General features: G+C 61.7%; 23 protein-coding genes and 2 pseudogenes. 13 read left to right on the forward strand and 12 right to left on the reverse strand.

The annotated features are described in order from the left end of the window. Window positions 1-41: 41 nt before the first annotated feature. Window positions 42-602: a ClpP family protease gene (locus RF638_RS14795; RefSeq protein ID WP_368842335.1), complete on the reverse strand. Its 561-nt coding sequence runs from the start codon at window positions 600-602 to the stop codon at window positions 42-44. A 286-nt stretch (window positions 603-888) separates the two neighbouring features. Between RF638_RS14795 and RF638_RS14800 the strand changes: the two genes are divergently transcribed. The 9 genes and pseudogenes from RF638_RS14800 to fmdA all read left to right on the forward strand — a co-directional run bounded on the left by RF638_RS14800 (window position 889) and on the right by fmdA (window position 9,167). After that, window positions 889-1,494: a TetR/AcrR family transcriptional regulator gene (locus RF638_RS14800; protein WP_368842336.1), complete on the forward strand. Its 606-nt coding sequence runs from the start codon at window positions 889-891 to the stop codon at window positions 1,492-1,494. Next, window positions 1,491-2,438: an EamA family transporter gene (locus RF638_RS14805; protein WP_315277679.1), complete on the forward strand. Its 948-nt coding sequence runs from the start codon at window positions 1,491-1,493 to the stop codon at window positions 2,436-2,438. The genes RF638_RS14800 and RF638_RS14805 overlap by 4 nt, the downstream gene beginning before the upstream one ends. A gap of 82 nt (window positions 2,439-2,520) precedes the next feature. Then, window positions 2,521-2,778 carry a type II toxin-antitoxin system Phd/YefM family antitoxin gene (locus RF638_RS14810; protein ID WP_095797088.1) on the forward strand — a complete coding sequence of 86 codons (258 nt, stop codon included), beginning with the start codon at window positions 2,521-2,523 and terminating at the stop codon, window positions 2,776-2,778. A 2-nt stretch (window positions 2,779-2,780) separates the two neighbouring features. After that, window positions 2,781-3,038 (forward strand): annotated as a pseudogene (locus RF638_RS14815) (Txe/YoeB family addiction module toxin). A 676-nt stretch (window positions 3,039-3,714) separates the two neighbouring features. Then, a complete protein-coding gene (locus RF638_RS14820) occupies window positions 3,715-4,731 on the forward strand; it encodes an NADP-dependent oxidoreductase (protein WP_368842337.1) in 1,017 nt (338 codons plus the stop codon). Between the two features lie 243 nt (window positions 4,732-4,974). Further along, the gene (locus RF638_RS14825) at window positions 4,975-6,405 is read left to right on the forward strand and encodes an Nramp family divalent metal transporter (protein WP_368842338.1); all 1,431 of its coding nucleotides are present in this window, start codon (window positions 4,975-4,977) and stop codon (window positions 6,403-6,405) included. Window positions 6,406-6,458: 53 nt separating this feature from the next. Continuing rightward, on the forward strand, window positions 6,459-7,493 hold the full coding sequence (locus RF638_RS14830; protein WP_259917000.1) for an L-idonate 5-dehydrogenase: 1,035 nt from the start codon (window positions 6,459-6,461) through the stop codon (window positions 7,491-7,493). A 72-nt stretch (window positions 7,494-7,565) separates the two neighbouring features. Continuing rightward, window positions 7,566-7,847 carry an FmdB family zinc ribbon protein gene (locus RF638_RS14835; RefSeq protein ID WP_095797094.1) on the forward strand — a complete coding sequence of 94 codons (282 nt, stop codon included), beginning with the start codon at window positions 7,566-7,568 and terminating at the stop codon, window positions 7,845-7,847. 63 nt (window positions 7,848-7,910) lie between these two features. Beyond that, window positions 7,911-9,167 carry a formamidase gene (fmdA, locus tag RF638_RS14840; RefSeq protein WP_315277697.1) on the forward strand — a complete coding sequence of 419 codons (1,257 nt, stop codon included), beginning with the start codon at window positions 7,911-7,913 and terminating at the stop codon, window positions 9,165-9,167. Window positions 9,168-9,232: 65 nt separating this feature from the next. Here the strand turns inward: fmdA and RF638_RS14845 are convergent, their stop codons facing one another. From RF638_RS14845 to RF638_RS14865, 5 genes and pseudogenes are all read right to left on the reverse strand, one after another. Further along, window positions 9,233-10,153, reverse strand: coding sequence for a CPBP family intramembrane glutamic endopeptidase (locus RF638_RS14845; protein WP_254049288.1), 921 nt, complete (start codon window positions 10,151-10,153; stop codon window positions 9,233-9,235). A gap of 221 nt (window positions 10,154-10,374) precedes the next feature. Further along, window positions 10,375-10,608: a sulfurtransferase TusA family protein gene (locus tag RF638_RS14850; protein WP_238663201.1), complete on the reverse strand. Its 234-nt coding sequence runs from the start codon at window positions 10,606-10,608 to the stop codon at window positions 10,375-10,377. Between the two features lie 312 nt (window positions 10,609-10,920). Next, window positions 10,921-11,826: pseudogene (locus RF638_RS14855) on the reverse strand (YeeE/YedE thiosulfate transporter family protein); the annotation flags it as partial. Window positions 11,827-12,016: 190 nt separating this feature from the next. Beyond that, entirely contained in the window at window positions 12,017-12,928 is a 912-nt protein-coding gene (locus RF638_RS14860; RefSeq protein WP_165189357.1) for a Cof-type HAD-IIB family hydrolase, read from the reverse strand. Between the two features lie 103 nt (window positions 12,929-13,031). Then, entirely contained in the window at window positions 13,032-13,979 is a 948-nt protein-coding gene (locus RF638_RS14865; RefSeq protein ID WP_368842339.1) for a zinc-binding alcohol dehydrogenase family protein, read from the reverse strand. Window positions 13,980-14,052: 73 nt separating this feature from the next. Here RF638_RS14865 and RF638_RS14870 point away from each other — a divergent pair, with 73 nt between their 5' ends. Continuing rightward, window positions 14,053-14,493, forward strand: coding sequence for a VOC family protein (locus tag RF638_RS14870; protein WP_095797099.1), 441 nt, complete (start codon window positions 14,053-14,055; stop codon window positions 14,491-14,493). A gap of 403 nt (window positions 14,494-14,896) precedes the next feature. Beyond that, window positions 14,897-15,751 (forward strand): hypothetical protein, encoded by an 855-nt coding sequence (locus RF638_RS14875; RefSeq protein ID WP_368842340.1) that lies wholly within the window; start codon window positions 14,897-14,899, stop codon window positions 15,749-15,751. A 290-nt stretch (window positions 15,752-16,041) separates the two neighbouring features. Here RF638_RS14875 and RF638_RS14880 read toward each other — a convergent pair whose 3' ends face one another. From RF638_RS14880 to RF638_RS14905, 6 genes are all read right to left on the reverse strand, one after another. Beyond that, window positions 16,042-17,124 (reverse strand): SDR family NAD(P)-dependent oxidoreductase, encoded by a 1,083-nt coding sequence (locus RF638_RS14880; RefSeq protein WP_368842341.1) that lies wholly within the window; start codon window positions 17,122-17,124, stop codon window positions 16,042-16,044. Further along, window positions 17,012-17,431, reverse strand: a complete 420-nt coding sequence (locus RF638_RS14885; protein WP_368842342.1) for an NUDIX domain-containing protein — start codon at window positions 17,429-17,431, stop codon at window positions 17,012-17,014. Before RF638_RS14885 ends, RF638_RS14880 begins: the two co-directional genes overlap by 113 nt. Further along, a complete protein-coding gene (locus RF638_RS14890) occupies window positions 17,428-17,871 on the reverse strand; it encodes a hypothetical protein (RefSeq protein ID WP_129701230.1) in 444 nt (147 codons plus the stop codon). Before RF638_RS14890 ends, RF638_RS14885 begins: the two co-directional genes overlap by 4 nt. 324 nt (window positions 17,872-18,195) lie before the next feature. Continuing rightward, the gene (locus RF638_RS14895; RefSeq protein WP_368842343.1) at window positions 18,196-18,774 is read right to left on the reverse strand and encodes a hypothetical protein; all 579 of its coding nucleotides are present in this window, start codon (window positions 18,772-18,774) and stop codon (window positions 18,196-18,198) included. Window positions 18,775-18,805: 31 nt separating this feature from the next. Then, window positions 18,806-19,381, reverse strand: coding sequence for a DapH/DapD/GlmU-related protein (locus RF638_RS14900; protein WP_368842344.1), 576 nt, complete (start codon window positions 19,379-19,381; stop codon window positions 18,806-18,808). A gap of 17 nt (window positions 19,382-19,398) precedes the next feature. Continuing rightward, window positions 19,399-20,421 carry a zinc-dependent alcohol dehydrogenase family protein gene (locus tag RF638_RS14905; protein ID WP_031272401.1) on the reverse strand — a complete coding sequence of 341 codons (1,023 nt, stop codon included), beginning with the start codon at window positions 20,419-20,421 and terminating at the stop codon, window positions 19,399-19,401. A gap of 92 nt (window positions 20,422-20,513) precedes the next feature. Between RF638_RS14905 and RF638_RS14910 the strand changes: the two genes are divergently transcribed. Continuing rightward, on the forward strand, window positions 20,514-20,957 hold the full coding sequence (locus tag RF638_RS14910) for a MerR family transcriptional regulator (protein WP_095797106.1): 444 nt from the start codon (window positions 20,514-20,516) through the stop codon (window positions 20,955-20,957). A 214-nt stretch (window positions 20,958-21,171) separates the two neighbouring features. Continuing rightward, window positions 21,172-21,411, forward strand: a complete 240-nt coding sequence (locus tag RF638_RS14915; RefSeq protein ID WP_368842345.1) for a hypothetical protein — start codon at window positions 21,172-21,174, stop codon at window positions 21,409-21,411. Window positions 21,412-21,419 lie beyond the last annotated feature (8 nt).

Here is a 21,419-nt window from a genome sequence, read left to right on the forward strand (position 1 = left end):
GAGCAGCAGGCCGTCCTCGACGCCATCCGCGACCCCGAAAATCACGCACTAAACGAATGAGCCAACTCAGGAGCCTCTTGGGCATCGAACCACCGGTCACGCCTTGAGTCCTGTTCGATCACATCGCGGTCTTGACCGGTGTCCTGGGCGACCAGCGAAAGAACAGTGTCACGGGTGTGACGGAGGTCGTCAGCTTGGATTGCGATGTCCATGGCCGTACCGGCTATCCCCGATGAACCCTGATGGAGCAGCACCTTGGAATGTTCCATCGCGTAACGCTTACCAGGGGCGCCAGAGGACAAGAGGAATTGCCCGGCGCTGTAGGCCATTCCGAGATTGATCGTGGCAACGTCGCACGGGATGGCCCGCATGCAATCGCGAATCGCGAGCATTCCGGGCACCGAGCCACCCGGGGAGTTGATGATCAACGTGATGTCTGCTCGGGGATCCTTGGCCGCTAAAAGGATGAGCCCATTGCAGAGACGGTTCGAGTTCCACCCCTCCAGTGGCTCCCCGAGTAGCAGGATCCGACGCTCGAACAGTTGCCGGTACATTTCTTCGTCAAGCGTGCTCCCGGCCGGAGCAGCAGTAGTTTCAGTCATGCGTCAAGCTTGTCCGCTCTCATGGCCGCCCGGCCCTGGTGCTGCCGTGGGCAGCGCTGCTCACAGCAGCGTGGCCGGTCCGTCACCACGAGCGCTGAACATTTGTGGCAGTGGTTCGCCCGCCAGCTATGGGTTTTTCTACGATCCTCTGCCCGAAATGGCGTCGGCCTCCACCAGCGCGCGAAGCTCTGCCCCGGATGTCCGAACTAGCCCGCGCTGTGGCCCACTCTAGTGACCGGATCTACATAATAGGTAGACTGGTCTACCTATTATGAAGGAGACGTTCATGACACCCCAGCCATCACACTCTGCAGCCCGGAAACCGTCGGCTCGTCACCGGATCCTCCACGCAGCCGCTCAACGGTTCTATGCGGACGGCATCAACGCCACCGGCATTGACCGGATCACCGCGCAGGCCGGGGTGGCGAAGATGAGCCTGTACAACAACTTTTCCTCCAAAGCGGATCTCGTCGAGGCCTACGTTGAGGCCAGACATGAAGAGTGGCTCGCGTTGCATCGAGCTCGTGCAGCTGAGGTCAGCACGCCCCAGGAGCAGATCCTCGCGGTATTCGACGCCTACATCGACCACGCGAGTACCGGGTACGAACACGGCTTTCGAGGCTGTGGCCTTCTCAATGCTGCTGCGGAACTTCCCGTCGGCGATCCCGGCCGGGAGATCGTGCGCCGCCACAAGGAGTACGTGGAGGGGCTGCTGGTCGAACAGCTACGCCTCCTGACCGACAACGATTCCGCCGCTGAATTGGGCGAACACTTGAGCTTCCTCCTCGAAGGAGCCATGGCGCGTTCCGGGCTGGAAGGCGAACCGAGCCGACTGCGCCGAGCCCGGGCGATCGCCGTCGGCATGCTCGCGGATCTGAACCGAACCCGATGAAGGGAACCTCGGGCGGCGTCGTCGCCATTCTGGTCACCGCGTTTTTGTGGGGCACCACCGGGACAGCGGCGACCTTTGCTCCGGACGCAGGCCCTCTCGCCATCGGCGCGGCCGCCCTTGGCATCGGTGGATTGCTCCAGGCCGCCATCGCCCTCCCCTCCCTGAAACGCGCCCGCCAAGATTTACGCTCACACACGGGTCTGATCGCCGCGGGAGCCGTGGCCGTGGCCATTTACCCGCTCGCGTTCTACAGTTCGATGCACTTGGCGGGCGTGGCCATCGGCACGGTGGTCTCGCTGGCCTCGGCGCCGCTGGCCTCTGGAATCCTAGAGCTCATCCTGGAGCGCAAACCGTTGAGTGGCTGGTGGATGACGGCGGCTGCCCTGGGCATCGCAGGTAGTGCGATGTTGTGTGTGGCCAAGGCCGATCAACCAACGGCGTCAGCCTCGGACACACTCTTCGGCATCGGACTTGGTCTGATCGCCGGCATCACGTATGCCCTGTATTCCTGGGTGGTCCACCGCCTAATCTCCCATGAGGTTGGACGCGCGGCAGCCATGGGCGCCGTCTTCGGGTTCGGTGGAGCGCTCTTGATACCCGTCCTCTTGCTCACCGGCGCACCCCTGCTCGCTTCAACCGAATCGTTCACCGTGGCCGCATACATGGCGCTGATACCGATGTTCCTCGGCTACCACCTATTCGGACTCGGGCTCAAACGTGTTCGCCCCAGCACCGCCACGACACTCACCCTGATCGAGCCCGCCGTCGCGGCGCTCCTGGCGGTCGTCGTGGTGGGCGAGCAACTCACGACCCTCGGCTGGGCAGGTCTTGCAGTTCTCGCCGTCGCCCTAGTCGTCCTGGGCGTAGCGCCCACCAACTCCGACGACGCCGCTCCGGCCGCCCCATCGCGCGAAGACCCTGCAGTCGCCGCACCGCGGCTCTGACCTCGATGCAGGGGAAACGGAGCCCCCGGGCGAATCGTCACCCTCGACATGGGGCGTACATTTTTTTGTACGGAGGTGTTCCATGAAGACTATGAATTATTCGGAGTCACGGGCTCGCTACGCGGAAGTCTTGGATTCAGTCATCGATGACCGGGAAGAGGTCATTGTGACTCGTTCTGGCCATGAGCCGGTCGTGATTGTCTCGTTGGATGAGTACAACTCCCTGAAAGAGACGGCCTACCTAATGCGTTCCCCAGAGAACGCTCGACGACTTCTTAATTCCATGGAGGAGCTGGAGGCTGGACGCGGCACATCACACGAACTTCTGAATGAGAACTAATCATGAGACTTGTCTGGTCCGAGTCGGCCTGGGATGAGTACTTATGGTGGCAACGTCAAGACCGGAAGATCCTCAAACGGATTAATCTTCTCATCCAAGACATCGTGCGAAATGGCAATGAGGGTATCGGGAAACCCGAGCCCTTGCGCTATGACTTTGCTGACTACTAGTTGCGCAGAATCACCGAAGAGCATCGTCTCGTATACAAGGTGACTAACGACGACGTCTTGATTGCCACATGCAGGTATCACTACGGGTAGCCCGCGACTCCTTGAAAGCGAATCTCGATCTCCGCTACTTCGGGTCGATTCCTCGGTTGATGAGAACGTAGAAGAGCAAACCGGCAGCAATCAAGATTGCAAAGACAATCGATGAAGCTGTGTCATTGATGGCTCCAGCGACCCTCAGCATGAGCGTTCCGATACCCAGAAGGACCACGAGGAAAGCCGGGATAAACGGTCTGATCGCGCTAGGAATGCCGCGCTCAGCATCTACATTCGCTGCTCGTTGATCGGGCTCCATACCCCATGCCATCAGTCTCTCGCCCGCTGCGCAAGGGGCAATTGTCGGTTCTTATACGAACGTGTTCGAATTCCTACATGCCACCATGGACAAACATGCGAGTCATTGAATGGGCCCTACTGGCCAGCACAGCTCTCTCCATCGGCCTCCTCCGCACCAGGCCTTGGGTTCACGCTGCTTTTCGCCTTCGTAATTGCCCTGATCTTGGCCACCATCATGGCCCGATTCCTTCGAGGCCAAGTTCCTGACACGCCCGAGGATCTGACGTGATCATCAAGCGATATCGGCGGAGCCGCTCTTCAATATCATCCCTAGTGGAACTTGTGTTCACCAACTTTCCAGCACAGGGTGGAAACATCTCACACCGTTAGACCACCCTGCATCAACGCCAACAAGTCCTATGGGGGAATTTTCATGGCAACTACCGAAACACCCACAGAAACACGCCAGATCGTCCTGGCCTCGCGACCGCACGGAACACCCACGGACGAGAACTTCCGTCTCGAAACAGCGGCGATCCCCACCCTTAAGTCCGGGCAGATTCTCGTGCAGAACGAAGTGATGTCCGTTGACCCGTACATGCGCGGCCGCATGAACGACGTCAAGTCCTACATCCCGCCGTTCCAGATCGACGAACCACTGGAAGGCACCGCGGTAGGCACCGTGATCGCGTCCGAATCCGACAGCATCAAGGTGGGCGATCACGTCTCGCACATGCTGGGATGGCGCGAATTCTCGGTGGTCGACGACGACGCCGCGACCGTCGTCGACGTCGAGGCCGCCTCCCCGTCCAAGTACCTCGGCATCCTCGGAATGCCCGGCCTCACCGCCTACGTGGGGCTCACGGAGATCGCGAAGTTCAAGAAGGGTGACGTCGTGTTCGTCTCGGGCGCTGCCGGCGCCGTCGGCTCCGCTGTCGGCCAGATCGCCAAGGCGCTGGGGGCGTCCAAGGTGATCGGGTCTGCGGGTTCCGCCGAGAAGATCGCCCGCATAAAGGAACTGGGGTTCGACGAGGCCTTCAACTACAAGGACGGGGACGTCGCCGAGTCGCTGACCAAGGCCGCGCCCGACGGGATTGACGTGTATTACGACAACGTGGGCGGCGATCACCTTCAAGCGGCAATCGGGGCACTGCGCAAGTATGGGCGCGTGGCGATGTGCGGCGCCGTTTCGCAGTACAACAACACTGAGCCGGAGCCCGGCCCGAACAACTTGTTCCTAGCGGTCGGCAAGGAGCTGAATCTGCGCGGGTTCATCGTGGGCAACCACTACGACCTGGCCGAGGAGTTCCACAAGCACGCCATCGAATGGCTACAGGACGGCACTCTCCAGGCGGATGAGACATTCCGCGACGGACTGGAAAACGCGCCGCAGGCGTTCATCGACCTGCTCGGCGGCGCGAACACTGGAAAGATGGTTGTGCGGTTGTAATACGCGCGCCTCGACATCTGAGGCTGAGCTTCGCATGAAATCGGCGCACCGGCCTGCGATGCTCAGCCACAGATGACAGGGGCCTTCTGCACAAGGCGACGCCGCCCGCAAACGTCGCGCGCGGCGTCGCCCGGAAACTTATGGCAACTGGATACCCTGGGCGAAGTTGTGTGGCTACAGTCACAGGGCGCTTCCACTTTCTTGTTCACGGAAGGGCACGTACTCGTCGTCGAAGGAGTCGGCATGCGCGCTGCCACGGGGCAGGAAACCACGTTCGCCAAGCACAAAGACCCGTACATCCTGGACCAGGCTCACATCCAAGAGCCTCCCACAAGATTTGGGCAAAGACTCAAGTTTCTCGGCCCGGGCATGATCACAGGTGCCGCCGTTGTTGGCTCCGGTGAGCTACTCACCGCCACCGCGCTGGGCGCGCAAGTCGGCTTCATGTTGTTCTGGCTAGTCCTGGTTTCCACCTTTGTGAAGGTCTGGGTGCAGGTTGAGTTAGCTCGCTGGTCCATTTCCACCGGCAAGGCAGCCATTACCGGGTACAACCAGGTGCCGCCGAAAATTGCGGGCCGGGGTTGGATGGCCTGGCTCGTACTGTTCATGTTCTTACAGTTCCTGATTGGGCAAGCAGGCGTCATTGGCGGGGCGGCACTGGCGTTCTCCATGCTTTTCCCCATCGGGGGAGACCCCTTCTCCTTCATGTCCATCAGCCTCTGGGTTGCGATCCTGGTAGTGATCGCGATTGCGATCCACCTGGCGAATCGGTACGAGATCGTAGAAAACATCTCCACAGTGCTCGTCATGCTGGTGACGCTCTTCGCCGTAGCCATGGTGTTCCTGATCCAATTCACCGAATACAGCTGGAGCCTGGGCGACCTGGGAGACGGGCTACGTTTCCAGGTTGCCACCGGTGCCATGGGCGTGGCTCTGGCAATGTTCGGAATGACGGGTGTGGGTGCCGGTGAAATCACGGCCTACACCTACTGGGTGGTTGAAAAGGGTTATGCGGCCTGGTCCGGACCCAATGATGGGACACAGGCTTGGGTTGATCGGGCACGCGGATGGATCCGTGTCATGAAATTGGACGCCTGGGTTTCGTGGATCATCTACACGATCTCCACCATGACGTTCTACATGCTGGGAGCCGCAGTCCTGCATCCGCAGCCCGACTTGCGACCCAAGGGCAACGAGGTCATGACCGTGATCTCGAGCATTTTCGAAACCGCCGTCGGACAGTGGGGCGGAGTTCTCTTCCTCATTGGGGCAGGAGTGGCCCTCTTCAAGACCATCCTGGCCAACGTCCCCAGCCTGGGCCGGCAGGTAGCGAATACCCTGGCTGTATTCGGCGCCTTCGACTGGACCAACATGGTGACTCGTGACAAGTGGATGAAGATCATCATGGTCGTCCTCCCCATCACGTGGGGCACCCTGGCCATATTCGCCGCCAACCCCCTTGAGCTCGTGATCATTGCCGGAATCCTGAATGCCTTGTTCTTGATCGGTGTGGCAATTTCCACCATTTACCTGTCTCGAACCCAAACGGACCCCCGGGTCAAGGACGGCTCGTTCTTTACTGTCATGCTGCTGATCTCCGCGCTGTCGATCATCGCAGTGGGGGTTCTGTCATTCCGTGATGTCTGGACTCAGATCACCAACTTGTTCGGCTAAAGGTCTCAGCTACCGGGCCTGAAATAACCGTTCAAACTCTCAAGGGATATGACGTGAAAGCTGTAGTTGTCCACCAAGCCAACGACCTGCGCATCGACGAAATAGATCGCCCGGTCTGCGGCCCAGACGATGTTCTTGTGGCTATGGAATGGGGCGGCATCTGCGGTTCCGACGTGGCCTATGTTCGATCCGGAGTGTCCGGTACCGCAGTACTTCAAGATCCCCTCATCTTGGGCCATGAAGTCGCGGGACACATTGTGGAGCTCGGCAGGAACGTGGTCGATCTGGGCACGCTCCGAACCGGCCAGCGCGTTTCCATTCATCCGGCGACTCTCGCCGGAAAACACACGATGATCCCCGCTGTGGCAGATCGGACCAATCTTTGGCCCGAGGTTCGCTACTTCGGCTCCGCGGCCTTCCAACCGCACGAGCAAGGCGCATTCTCCGAGTTCCGGCTGGTCCGGCCTGACCAGATCAGACCGCTCCCGGATGGCGTCAGCACCAAAGAAGGTGCTTTGGCCGAACCTTTCGGGGTAGCGATTCACGCGGTCAATCGCGCCGGATCCGTGGCTGACAAATCCGTACTCGTAAATGGGTGCGGACCCATTGGCGCACTCGCCGTAGCGGCAGCCAAGGCGCAAGGTGCCAAGGACATCTACGCCGCAGATCTGAGTCAAGCGTCGTTGGAGATCGCAGAACGCATGGGCGCCGACCACCTCGTGGACGTCGCCCAGGGCGAAAAGCTTCCGAGCGACGTCGACGCCGCCATAGAAGCATCGGGTGCCCCACGAGCACTCGGAGGTGTCATCGCGGCCGTGCGGCGCGGGGGTGTGCTGGTTCAGGTCGGAAATCTTCCCGCTGGCGAGGTCAGTGCTGCCCTGGGGAATATCGTGACGCGAGAGATCGACTACCGCGGCTCTTACCGATTCGTCGACGAGATCACTGAGGCGATCAGACTCATGGATGGGCACGTCGATGTATCACCCCTCATGACCCATGAATTCAACCTGGCTGAGGCACGCGATGCATTTCGAATCGCTGCCGACCGTGCCTCCGGCTCCAGCAAGGTGATGCTGCGGCTCAGCTAAAACTGCTCGCTGTCCGGAGCGGGCATCCCTGCCCCACTGTATGGTTTACATCACATGCAGAGGGAGCGTCTCATGCCCATCTACGAGTTCCGGTGCACGCAGTGCGGTGACTTCGAAGCAACTCATCCGATGTCGACCGCCCCGAAAAAACAGCCGTGCCCTGTTTGCGGCGAGGACGCCAGGAAACTGTTCTCGCCCGCCAATTTGTCCACGCTCAACTCGCCCCGGGCGCGCGCTATCGATAGCGCCGCTCGGACCGCGGAGACACCCGACGTCGTGAGTGGCCCCGTAGGACGCGGCCGCCCGACACCCACAACGAACGACCCGCGACATCTCAAACTGCCGCGGCCCTGAATCGCCTTGATTCCACGGCCGCGTCCCTACTGGTCACGGCCGGTAACCGGAAGGACGCAGGTCATGCCAGAGGTCATATTCCCACTCGATTCATCCCAACCCTTCACATCGCAGGAGAAGATCGGGCACAACCGGTGGCACCCGGATATCCCGCCGATCGCAACGCTCAAGCGTGGTGAGAGCTACCGAATCGACTGTCGCGAGTGGTTCGACGGCGCCATCAAGAACGATGATTCCGCAGACGACATCCGTGATGCACCCCTGAACAAGGTGCATGCGCTCTCCGGGCCGTTCGCCGTCGAAGGCGCCGAGCCGGGTGATCTCCTGATCGTCGACATTCTGGACGTTGGACCCATCCCACAGGAGCAGGGTGCACTGGCCGGTCAGGGCTGGGGGTACACCGGCATCTTCGCCCAGAAGAACGGCGGCAGCTTTTTGGTGGACCAGTTCCCCGATGCTTATAAGGCCGTATGGGATTTCCAGGGTGGCGAGTGCACCTCCAGACACATTCCCGGAGTGCGATTCACGGGGATTACTCACCCGGGTTTGATGGGCACAGCACCATCGGCGGATCTGCTGAAGAAATGGAACAAACGAGAGGGCGATCTGATCGCCACGGAGCCAAACCGAGTACCTCCGCTCGCCCTGCCGCCGGAACCCGACTCGGCAATCCTGGGTACGCTCAGCGGCTCGGACTTCGACCGAGTTGCTTCGGAAGCTGCTCGTACTGCCCCGCCGCGCGAGAACGGCGGCAATCAGGACATCAAGAACTTCACCAAGGGTTCGCGGGTGTTCTATCCGGTCTTCGTCTCGGGTGGGCATCTGTCCATGGGCGACCTGCACTTCTCCCAGGGAGACGGTGAAATCACCTTCTGCGGTGGCATTGAGATGGGCGGTTTCATCGACATCCATGTAGATGTGATCAAGGACGGCATGGACACTTACGGCGTCAGCGAGAACGCCATCTTCATGCCGGGCCGCAACGGTCCGGTTTACTCGGAGTGGCTTGCGTTCTCCGGCACCTCGGTCACGCTCGACGGCGAGCAGCGCTACCTGGATTCGCAGCTCTCCTACCAACGCGCGATCCTTCACGCGATCGACTACCTGTCCAAGTTCGGTTATTCCAAGGAACAGGCCTATCTGCTACTCGGTGCGGCACCGATCGAGGGTCGTTTCTCGGGTGTGGTCGACATTCCGAACTCATGCGCCACGGTCTATATCCCGACCGAGATCTTCGACTTCGATGTGCGCCCCTCCGCGTCCGGACCCTTCCAGATCGATCCCGGCATGGGAGCGCCCAAGTCGCTGAACCCGGGGTGACGTTTATTCGAGCACGTGGGCGCGGGCGGTGATGGCACGATCATTGCGGTCATCACCGCTCTCCCCTAGCCCTGCCCCACCAAGTACACGAGCACACCCCACCCGTTGATGATCAGATGAGCCAAGATCACCATGGTCAGGTTTCGGTAGCGCCACCACAGCACGCCCAAGAACCACCCGAGACATCCTTGAATGGCAATCACTCGCGCAACGTCCAACCACAAGTCCCCGGTGCCGTGGCTTCCCAGGTGCATCAGCCCGAACAGCACAGACGTCACGCCGATGCCCGCCCATGCTCCCAGGGTCGCCTCCAAACGAGTCTGCAGCCATCGACGGAAGAACAGTTCCTCACCGATGCCTGCGGTGATTGCTGTGACCAGTGCGGCCGTGATGAGGAGACTCGTATCGACATCTCCCGGGTCATACGGCGGATTCCACGGTGCCACCTCGGACAAGTAGAACCAGACTGCAAGAACCAGCACGGGCGCCCACCATCGCCACGCACCGCGCCGGGTTTCGATCCTCACGGACCCTCGCACCACCAGTAGCAGCACGGCGGGGAGAAGCATCAGCAGCACGAACTTGCCGAGAATATAGCCCTCCCCCTGTAACGGCAGCAGAATCGTGGCGAGGACAAAGACGGCCAGCAGCACTGGAAGCGCGGCCGTTGTCACCAGCAGTCGACCACGCTTCACAGGCACCACAGGCATGGGGGCCGCCCGCCATGGGAGCACAAGGGTCAACGCAATACCCACTAACGAGGGCCCAATGTTCACCCAGTTCGACAGCGTGGGTGCATTGGCGTCCGCGGAGACGGTAGTCCCTTCCGGCATAGTCACCATCAGCGTGACGATGCTCGCGACGGTCACCAGCGAACAGGCCACGAACAATGCTCGGCCGAACCACTTCGGTGCCCATGCGGCCGTCGTCGCAGGCGCTCCGGTGACACGCTTCGGTTGTTGATCACGCTCAAAGTTCGAGGTCACGGATCCGAAACTAGCACCCTCGTGCTACTTCGACCATGGCCACCAGAGCTCTCTCACTCGCCTCGACATTTATGGCACGGGTCCGCAGCGTTTCGCCCCGCCAGCCTGCGATCCTCGGCCCCAGATGTCGCCGTCCGACCACACACCCAACCCGCACAAAAAGGCGACGCCGCCCGCGAAAGTCGCGAGCGGCGTCGTCGTCAATCTCTATGAAGGTGAGATCAACCCTTCTTGACCGTGATCTGCCAGCTGGCGTCGCCGGTTTCGACGAAGTCGGTGACCTCGTGGCCCTCGGTGGCGGCCCACTGGGGGATGACCTCGGTGGCCTGGGTGCAATCGAAGTCGATGACCAGGTGGTCGCCGGACTGCAGGGTCTTCATGACGTCCTTGGCCTCGATCAGCGGGAACGGGCAGACCGCACCCAGCGAGTCGAGGGCGTAGTAACCGTCGCCCAGATCCTTGAGCTTTTTGGACGGCGACAGGGACGGATCCTTGACCATCAGCGCGGACGGCGCCGCGGCGAAACCGGAGAACGCGTTGGTGTTCTGCGGGCTCTTGGACGGGGTCGCGTCGATGGAGTTACCGGACGGGTTCTCGTTGAGAACGTTGTGGTCCAGGCTCTCATCGGTGGAGTAGGTCACGGTGTCCTGAGCCTCGGCGGCGGGCTGCGCAGCGGAGGGCTTGAGCCAGAGCTTGGTGCCCGCCCCAACGCCCAAAGCAATGAACAGCAATGCGATCCAGCCCTGGAAGCTGAACAGGCTGGTCTCGACCATGCCGTTGCCCACGGTGCAACCGCCGGCCAACGCTGCGCCGACACCCATCAGGATGCCGCCGAAGATGGCGCGCACGGTGGTCTTGGCGTCGGCCACGCGGATGCGGAACTCGCCGGTGGCCTTGGCCGCGATGAAGGATCCGACCAGCAGACCCAGCACGAGCAGGGTGCCCCAGTTCATGAACTTGGCATCGCCGGTGGTGATGAAGTCCACGGTGTGAGCGGACGGGGTGGTGATGCCCAAGCCGCCGTTACGGCCAGCGGCTGCGGACAGCGGCCACGCGATGACGCCCAGCAGGCCGATCATCCACGCGGCGTTGTACACGTGCAGCGGGCGCTTCCAGGCCGGGCGGTTGTTGAGACGGGCCGGCTTGGGGCTGTTGGCTTCCTTGATCATGAAGCGGCGCACCATGATGCCGGTGAAGACGGCCAGGGCGATCGCGAAGATCCACGGGGAAATCCCGAGTGCTGCGGGAACGGTGGTGAGACCGGTGTCCCAGCTGGTCATCCAGGAGTTGAAACCATCCAGCATGCCGCCCTTCATGGCGGACGCGGACAGCGCGTACATGGCCAGGGCCACCCACGAACCGACCAGGCCTTCACCCGAGCGGTACCAGGTGCCGGAGGCGCAACCACCGGCCAGGATGATGCCGATGCCGAACAGGAAGCCACCGATGATCACGGCCGCCGGGGCGAACGTACTGTATTCGGGGGCGATCACGCCGAGGCTCGTGAGAGCGGCGAGACCAATAGCGTGGACGGAAATCACGATGAGCAGCGCCGCGAACGTGCGCCACGACTTCTGCAGGAAGATGTCCCGCAGCATGCCGGTGACACAGAAGCGACCGCGCTGCATCACGATGCCCAGCACGGCGCCGACAACCAGACCGGTAAGAATCATGTGGTGAACCTGATTTTCAGTAGATGAGGAAGTTGGGAACGCGGAGTCGCGCCCGAAGGATCGCCATCAAGTAAACAGGGGTGTTTCCGCCGGGTCGAGAGGGTTGTAACAAACCGTCACATTCAGGATTCCCCCACGGTCTGGGGGTAATGGGAGTCACGTGGGATTCTGGTCGCGGTGAGAGGCGGGGCTATGTAAGGGTGCGGCCCGTTGGGTTGGTGGGGCGGGCGGCGTCGTCGGTCTCGTTGGTTTCGGGATGGGGCGCCTCGCTGAGGCCCGGGACGTCGCTCGTGTCGACGTCGAAGTAGCGGGACAGGACGCGGGCGATGCCTTCGTCGTCGTGGGAGGTGGTCACCAGGTCGGCCGCTGCCTTGGCCTCGGGGATGCCGTTGCCCATGGCGACGCCGAGCCCCGCGGTGCGCAGCATTCCGATGTCGTTGCCGTTGTCGCCGAACGCCATGACGCGGGACAGCGGGATGCCTTCGGCCTCGCAGTAGTCGGTGATGGCGGAACCCTTGTGGATGCCGGCGGCGGTGGCTTCCAAGTACAAGGGCGAGGAGTAGGCCAGTTCTACCTGGTCACCGTATGTCCGGTTGAGCTCGTCCAGCAGCGGATCGGTGATGTCCCGCTCGCCCACGAGGAGCACCTTGGTCGGTTTGACGTCCAGCTCGGTCAGATCGTCGACGTGGCGGATGCTCAGTTTGTTGCTGGTGGCTTCATGCTGCGCGTGGGTGTCGGATGGGTCCTCGACCAGCAGCTCGTCGTCGTGCGGGATCATGACCAAGACGTCATGCCTCTTGGCCACGGCAATCAGCGCCCGAGCAATGTTCAGCGGCATGGGATGGCGGGCGATTTCGCGGTTCGTGGCCTGATCCACCACGATCGAGCCGTTCATTCCCGCGAGCACCAGATCCTGCCCGAGGTTCAGCTTGCTCGCGAGCCCCTTCAGCCCGGGAATCGGGCGGCCCGAGGCCAACATGATGCGCGTCCCGGCCGCGCGCATGGCCTCGAAAGCACGCCGCGTCCCCGGCTGCAGGTCCTTGGTACTGTCCAGCAGGGTGCCGTCCATGTCGAAGGCGACCAGTTGATACTCGGGGGGCATTCTTGGTTCTCCTGTTGCGGTCTACCGCAGTTGCTCACGCGGGACGGGTTGCGGAGCCAGCCCTTGCTGACTCCGCTCAACCCTAATGGCCCCGACTTTGCGCTCAGAACGTCAGGACCAACCGCCCGCGCACGCCGCCCTCCTGGAAGCGCCGGTGAGCTTCCGTCGCCTGCTCGGCGGGCAACGTGTCGGCCACTTCCAGGGTGACGACGCCGCTCTCCACCAGTTCGCGCAGCGCGTCCAGTTTGTCGCCGTGATGGTATTCATCGCCCACCCAGACGATGTGGAACGTGAGGTCGCTGTCCTCCGGCCCCTTCCAGAAGCGAACCGTGGCGAAGCCTCCCCCGGAGCGAACGGCGGGCACTGCGAGCTCGTTCATCACCGCGGCATCGACCAAGCCGTCCACACCGTCCGGGTAGATTTCGCGGACCTTGTCGGGGAAATCATCGCCCCGCTCCACCACATGATCAGCGCCCAAGGCGACCACGCGCTCACGGTCCTTTGGGGCGGCGTCGGCGATCACCGTGAGGCCCTGGAGCTTGGCCAGCTGAACGACGTACCCACCCAGGGTGCCCGCCGCGCCGGTCACGCCCAAGACCTGGCCGGGGTCGAGGTCCAGTTTCTCCAACGCTTGGAGGGCAGTAAGCCCGTTCATGGGCAACGTGCTGGCTTCTTCCAGCGATCGGCCTTCGGGGATCCTAGCCAGAGAGTCCGCATCCGCGACCAGGTATTCGACGTATGCGCCTCCGTGGCCCCGCAACGGGATCGCGATGGCCATGACGTGATCACCCACGGACCACGGGGAAGTATCCAGCTCCGCCGTGGGCTCGCCGACCTCGTCAATCACACCCGCCGCATCCATCCCCGGGACGTGCGGAGCGGGCAGCTGGGCGGGAGAGCCGTTACCCTGCCGCGTCTCAGTGTCCGTGGGATTGACCGCTGCAGCCTTCACGGCGATCCGAACTTCCCCGGGCCCGGCATGAGGCTCCGGAACGTCGTGGATGTCGAGGACCTCGGGCCCTCCGAATTCTGTAAATCCAATGATTCGCATACTTACGTTAACGACTCAGGTCGACAGGAATTCCTGCGGGACATTGTGTGCGCGGGAGGTCTAGGCTTGCCTCATGGGTATCCAACGGATGGACAACGTGGCCATCGTCGTCAAGGACCTGGACGGCGCCGTCGACTTCTTCACCGAACTGGGCATGGAACTCGAGGGACGCACACCCATCGAGGGGCTCTTCGCGGATCAGACCGTTGGTATTGACGGGATTCGTAGCGAGATCGCCATGATGCGCACCCCGGACGGGCATGGCCGAGTGGAGCTGACGACGTACCACTCCCCCGCGCTCATCACGCCGGAGCCGCTCGCGCCGGCGCCGAACACCGTGGGGCTGCACCGCATCATGTTCGCGGTCGACGACATCGACGACACCATCGCCCGCCTGCGCACCCACGGCGCCGAGCTTCTGGGCGAGGTCGCCAACTACGAAAATGTCTACCGCCTCTGTTACCTCCGCGGCCCGGAGGGCATCATCGTGGCGCTGGCGGAGCAGATCGGCTAGCCCAGACGGACGGTCCCACCGAAGCCAACATTCCAGTCCGCAAAAGTGCAATTCAGCGGCCTGCTGAGGCACTTTTCGGGACTGGAATGTTCACCGGCCACGCCTCATGCGTGACCGGTCGAGCAGCGTCGCCCGGTGGCCTTGCACACTGGCCGCGGCCCTCAGGTTTCCAGGCACTCCGGAGCCACTTCCGCCGTCCGAAAGTGGCTCCGGAGTGCCTCAAATCTTGTCGGTCGCCTGGGGATGTCTCAGATCTCGCCGGTGCAATGACTCCGCTGGGTTTAATATGACCCCTCGGAGGCTACGCATGACTGAACTACATTTCCGCGAATGGAAAACCCCCGCTGGATTCGCGACATCGGCTGTGATTCCGGAGAAGCTGAGCTGCGGGATCTATGAGCTCTTGTTCACCAACGGAGAGCTCTACGTCGGGCAGACGGTGAATTTCCCAGCAAGATTTTCGAGCCACCGCCGACGGTGGGATGACATTGAGGCGGTCAGGTTCGCGGAAGCGATTCCCGACGAGCTGGATGAGAAGGAACGGGCTGCGATCCGGTCACGGGTCGAGCAGAAGAGACAACTACGCAACAAGACTTTGTTGTCCCAGCCAGTAGGGCCCTCACCATTGGACCTCATCGTTGATCCCCAGGCACAAGCCGAATGGTTGCAGCATGATGCGCGTTCAGAACCGCCCGGGGTGGACCCTGAACGCATCACTCTGGCCCAGCGACGCATCAAGTCCAGGGTCAAATTCGAAAAGCTCCGTCAACACTCGGAATTCACGAAGGTTCTCAATTCGGTGGCAACCTACGTGTCTCAAGTGATCGTTTGGCCACAGGAAACCGAGGGAAGGCAGTGGAGCCTCACGGCCCTTCCTAGTACTGCTAAACACAAAACCAACCGGCGACTCATGACTTTGAGCATCCAGAACGTGGAAGTCCTGGTCATGGGCGAACAGTACTGGGAAGACGAAAACATTTGGGAGCCATACACCTTCATCAATACGGCTGTGATGCCAGAAATCCCACAAGAGGTGGCTCAGGTAACCGCGGTCTCGACCTCTTACCGATCTGCCGGGCCAGTTCACCAAATCTTCGCTGCCGGCACCGACGTCACTCCCTTGATCCTCAACATTCCCGAGGTCTTGCAGGCCGCCCGCCAGTTGGCCATGGGACAGCTCCGCAAAGGGTCGTCAGTTCTGGCGCGGCACCACAATGACTCCTTCGCCGATGAAGTCTTCGCCGCAATGGACCTCTGACGATTGCCCAGAACAGTACTGCGATAGTTACATCTGGATGTAACTATCGCAGTACCCAAAGGCTCCCCGGCAAGGCAACTTGAGGTACACCTCAAAGTGGAGATTCCAGTCACTCCGGAGCCACTTCCGCCGCCCTAAAGCGGCTCGGGAGTGCCTCAAATCTTGCCGGTGGCCTGGGGATGTCTCAGATCTTCCGGGTGGATACCGTCTCCAACATCCCAGTCCGCAAAAGTGCATTTCAGAGGCCTCATGAGGCATTTTTCGGGACTGGAATGTTCAGCAAGGAAGGCTCACGCCAAATCCGTACCCGTTTCACGCACGCCCAGCGCCCACACCTCTTCAGCCCCCACGGCAGAACGCCCGCGGCGCGAAACCTCCTGAACCTCCGGTTTACCCCGCCACTTCATGAACCCATCCGGACCGATATAGCTCAGCGGTGGATGGTCTCCCACAGCAGCCTCGGCCAGGGGCAAAGCGCCATCCTCTGCAGACTGTGAGAACGGCGAGGTGACCGCCACGATCGCCCGATCCAGCAGTTTGCTACCCGTGACGTTCTGAATCCCTGTCGCCGCCCAACCGGGATGAGCGAGCGTCACCGGCACGCGCGATCCGAGCCGTTCCTGTAGCGCCCGGGCCCACAGCATGTCGCACAGTTTGGACTGGGCATAGGCACTCATGGGGTTCCACCGGCGTGAGCGGAAATGCGGATCATCCAGGTCCACTCGCCCCACCTTGTACGAGTCCGACCCCGTGATCACGATTCGCTCACGCACCCGGTCAGCCACCAAGTTGGTCAGCGCGAAAGGACCCAGGAAGTTGGTACCGAGCAGCAGCTCGAACCCATCAGCTGTCTCGCGTCGGCGGGGAGAAACAGCGCCGGCATTGTTCACGAGCACGTCAATGTCGGTCGTCAACGATTCCGCAAATCGGTGCACGGAAGCAAGGTCCGCAAGATCCATGTGCGGCGTCTCGACACTCCCCGCACGCCCACTAGCGGCCGCCACTAACGACGCCGCTTTCTCCCGATTCCGCGCCGGTGCCACTACCCTCCCACCAGCCGCAGCCACCGCGAGCGCTAGCTCCCTGCCGATCCCGCTGGTCGCGCCAGTGATGAGCCAGGTGCGACCCGATTGGTCAGGGAGACCGAGGGTGGTCAACGGTACTGGATCCATACCCCAACGGTAGGCGGCACGATCGGATTCTGGCCATTGAGCCGTGGCTCGACCGAGAGCGGTTCGCACCGTAATGATCGAACTGGGTCTAGGGATTCGGATAAAGCGTTCGGAAACCAAAACGAATGCTCGTCCTGTATGCCTCAGGAAGATTGAACGGGAGGTCTTCAACCTCGAACCACTGCAGAGTGATGTGTTCATCGCTCAGATCTAGGTGGTTAGTCGATGAAGCCTCTGCTGCGTAAACAACGAGGGCAACCTTCTTGGTCGGAACGGGTTCGAAGAGTGTTGCATGTGCAAGGTGCAGTTCCTCTATAACCAGTCCGGTTTCTTCGAGAGTCTCCCGGCGGACGGTTTCTTCCAGGGACTCATCATCGGCGGTTGGCCACCCTCCGACGAGTTCCCACTCATCGCGTGCGTTCAAGGCGAGTAGGGTCTTGGCACCGTCGAAGATCGCGACTTTCACACTCGTGTGGATGAAGTACCATCCCGTCTCGGCATCGATCATGCGTGCTCCTCCAATCGTTGGCGCAGTCGTTGGAGACCCTGTCCGATGAACTGAAGATATCCATCACGCTCCACATCCAGCAGCGCTGATTCTCCTTCTTCGAGATGTTTTCGAGCGTCGTCCAGCCGCCCCATCCGCAAGTAACCGTCCCCCACGTTCAAGTGCAGGCTCGGCGCGAATCCCTTGGCGTTGGGAACACCGATCGGGGCGAGATCGGTATCAGAAACATCATCGAATTCAGCAAGAGCGCGCTCATCCCACTCCACCTCTGTGGCGACATCGGATTGCAGGTCAGCCAGGTAATGAGCAATGACGCATCGTTGCGCGTGATCGGACGGCATGGTCTGAGACCAGCACCTCCGCAGCGTTTGTTCACCCAGCTCTTTGTCGCCGCTCAACGTCAGCTGAACAGCGTCCAGAACTGCACCCCATTCACTCATTGAGCCAGTATCCCCTTCACCCGCGCAACGGACCCGCAATCGGATCGACGTTGCGACCCTCACAGCCGAGCCGCTGCAAACTGGTTGACGGTAGAGCCTCAGAATTCGATTCCTGAGGTCGGTGCGTCGACCACGGTGCAGGCCGCTCGGCGAGGTGGGTCTTTACGTCGATCACGGTGCACGCGTGGCAGCGATGAAGGTTCTAACGTCGACCAGGGTGCATCGATCAGATCAGCTGTGGTCTTACGTCGATTCGTGTGCAGGCACCGCAGGGTCGAGGGTCCGAACGTCGATCAGGGTGCAGTGATGCGCACCGCGAAGGTCCTAGTGTTGATCAGATTGCGATGACTGGCCTGCACGGGCCTCGTATCGACGATCGAACTTCTCCGTGACCACGTATAAAGCGGCCACTCCTAAACCCATGACCACCCGCGGATACGGCACACGCAGCTTGCGCAGTCCGCGCTCGGCGGCGTCATCGAACCAGAACGAGAACCGGAACACGCCATAGGTGCATGCCGCCACAGCCGTGGCAAGACCAATCCGCATCACCGGGTTGCTGACTACATTCTCGAAGTCCGGTTTCGACGCATCGACCTTCCCGGTGCTGGTGCGTCCGGTGCCTGCGTCCTCGACGCTGCCACCGTGGACATTCACAGTCTCGGCGTCAACGTCCTCGAGGGCAGCAGCCTTCTCGGAACCGGTCTGACCCGTCGTCAGTTCCTGGAGTTTCGACGCCACCCCCGGAACCGCCATCAATGTGAAGATCCCAGCCGCCGATCCCCAGGACAGCGTGTGACGCAACCATGCCGGGTATTTCCGCGCTGGGATGAGGGTGAATGCCCCGCCGGCGATCGCCTGAATCCACACAGTGTTCATACTGGTCATCTTCGTCTCAGCCATACATCCACCCTAGAACTTGCCCGCAAGACAGTCAGCCCTCCACGGGCACCGAGCGCACCACCTTGGCCGGGGAACCGACCACCACGGAATTGGCGGGAACATCCTTGGTGACCACGGAGGCTGCGGCGACCACAGCGCCGTCGCCAATCGTGACGCCGGGCAGGACCGTGACGTTCGAACCCAGCCACACCCGCTTGCCAATCACAATGGGAGCGGGGTGCATGTCAGCGCGGCGGGCGGGATCCATGTCGTGGTTGAGTGTCGCAAGCAGGGCGTTGTGGCCGATCAGCGAATCATCGCCGATGGTGACCCCGCCCTGGTCCTGGAACTTGCACCCGGAGTTGATGAAGATCCGCTCGCCCAGGGTGATGTTTTTGCCGAAGTCGGTGTAGAACGGCGGCAACAGCGCCACCGATTCGTGTACCGGCTTGCCAATCAACTGCGCCAGCAGCTCGAGCACGCGCGTGGGTTCGTGGTAGCTGCCATTGAGTTCCGCGGTCACGCGCAGCGCGTCCTGGCTGGCCCGGTGCATCACGGCGTGCAATGGCGAGCCGCCGGTAATAGTTTCGCCGGCGTTGAGTGCGTCGAGCAGATCGTCGAGTTCCATGATTCGTCTCCTGAACGTCAGGGCTTGAGCAGCACCTTGATGGCCTTACGTTCGTCCATGGCCTGGTACCCCTCGGCGGCACGGTCGAGCGGAAGTTCGAGGTCAAAGACCTTGCCCGGTTCGATCTTGCGATCCCAGATCAGCTGGATCAACTCGGGCAGGAACCGCCGCACCGGCGCGGGCCCGCCGTGCAGGTGCACCAGCCCGAAGAACAGTTCCAGGCCGTTGAGCAAGACGTCGTGCGAGACGCCCACGTAGCCCACATGCCCGCCGGGCCGGGTCGACTGGACAGCCTGCATCATGGATTCCTGGGTGCCCACAGCCTCGATCACGCTGTCCGCGCCCAGCCCGTCGGTGAGCTCCTTGATTTTCTCGACGCCGGCCTCGCCACGCTCCTCCACGATGTCCGTGGCCCCGAATTCCTTGGCGAGCTTCTGGCGGGATTCGTGACGGCTCATCGCGATGATTTTCTCCGCTCCCAGTTGCTTGGCGGCCAGCACTGCCATGAGGCCGACGGCGCCGTCCCCGACTACCGCAACAGACTTGCCCGGTCCCACCTCGGCTGCCACAGCTCCGAACCATCCGGTTCCCAGCACGTCAGAGGCGGCGAGCAACGAGGGGATCAGATCGTCGTCGGGCTGGCCCGGGGTGGCGACCAGAGTGCCGTCGGCGTAGGGAATGCGCGCGTACTCGGCCTGGGTCCCAATCTGGCCATCGACGAAAATGCCGTTGACACAGCGGGACTGGTACCCGTTGGTGCAGATGGGGCACGTGTTGTCCGAGATGACGAACGAGCCGACCACGAAATCTCCGGGCTTCACGGTCTTGACGTCGTCACCGATCTGCTCGACCACTCCCACGTATTCGTGACCCATGAGCTGGTTCTCGGCGGGGTCTGCGCCGCGGTAGGGCCACAAGTCGGAACCGCATACGCACGCGGCGACGATCTTGATGACCGCGTCCGTGGGTTCCTGGATGGTGGGATCTTCGCGTTCTTCCACCCGGACGTCGCCCGGTCCGTGCAGTACTACTCCGCGCATGGTGCTCTCCTCAAAATCTTGGTCAGTGGTTTGATAGTCACAGTTGAAGTTCACTTCAAGTCAAGGACCCGGCAAAAGTTTTTGGAGACGCCATGACCTACACCATCGGAGAGACCGCAGAACTACTGGGTGTTCCGGCCTCGACCATGCGCTACTACGACAAGGAGGGGTTGCTCCCGGAGCTGTCCCGCGGCGCCGGCGGACGACGAGCGTTCGAAGACAAGGACCTCGAGGCCCTCAAAGTCATCGACTGCCTGAAGCAATCCGGGCTTCACATCAGCGAGATTCGCCAATTCATGCAGTGGTACCAGCAAGGTGATGAGACGCTCAAGCAGCGCCAGGAGCTGTTCCAGAACTGCCGGACCTCGGTACTCGAACAAATGGAACAGCTCCAACGCACCCTGGAGATCGTCGAGTACAAGTGCTGGTACTACGAAGCGGCCACAAGCCTCGGCTCCGAGCAAGCCGTCATTGACCTCCCGGAGGACCAGATTCCCGCGCGCATCCGGGGTTATAGGGACCGGCTCGAGGTCTGAGTGAAGAGCCCTGCCCAGCCCCGGTCGCGGCCCCGCTCAGTCCCAGTCCCGGTCTCAGTCGCGGCGCCGGACCAACAGGTCCAAGGAGAAACGCGGCAAGACGCAGAAACCCGGAAACGCGGAGCTATTGCGCCTGGTCACATTTCCCGACCTGGGTTTATCGAACGGCATCCGTGTGTTTTCATGGAATGTCATCGATTTGTGAAGGTCCCCCATGACGATTTCCCGCCGAACCCTCGCGAAAGGCACGGTCTGGGCCGCACCGGTAGTCATGGTCTCCGCTGCCGCCCCGGCCATTGCCGCCTCGCCTCAATGCCAGCGCTTCGTGAGTGGACAGCCCCTGCCCGCAGCTGCGTTCGAGGTCACCTACATCAACATCACCAACGAAACCGGCCCTTCACAAATGAGCATGGGTAGCGGGGTGCGCGGGGACGTTCCGGAGCGCGTGTTGTGAGGCCTGGG

The organism is Kocuria sp. CPCC 205235, assembly GCF_040980905.1.
In the GTDB taxonomy this organism is placed as follows: Bacteria; Actinomycetota; Actinomycetes; order Actinomycetales; family Micrococcaceae; genus Kocuria; species Kocuria carniphila.